Here is a 265-nt window from a genome sequence, read left to right as displayed (position 1 = left end):
CAGCCACCGAGCATCACATCGCCCCTCGCCTCCGTCTCTGCCCACCACAGCCATGGCGAACAAGGGCCCGGCCTACGGCATGAGCAGGGATGTCCAGTCCAAGATCGAGAAGAAGTACGACGACGAGCTGGAGGACCGCCTGGTGGAGTGGATCGTGGCTCAGTGCGGGTCCAGTGTGGGCCGCCCGGATCGGGGCCGCCTGGGCTTCCAGGTCTGGCTGAAGAACGGCATCGTCCTCAGCCAGCTGGTGAACAGCCTCTACCCC

The 265-nt window shown here is 65.7% G+C and carries 1 protein-coding gene; it reads left to right on the top strand.

Annotated elements, in window-relative coordinates:
- Positions 1 to 52: 52 nt before the first annotated feature.
- Positions 53 to 265, top strand: a 213-nt coding sequence (locus L9G74_RS24265; protein WP_238898678.1) for a calponin homology domain-containing protein, incomplete at its 3' end; no start/stop codon positions are given.

Source organism: Shewanella electrica (assembly GCF_022321485.1).
Taxonomy (GTDB): Bacteria; Pseudomonadota; Gammaproteobacteria; order Enterobacterales; family Shewanellaceae; genus Shewanella; species Shewanella electrica.
This window is presented reverse-complemented; position numbering and strand designations above follow the sequence as displayed.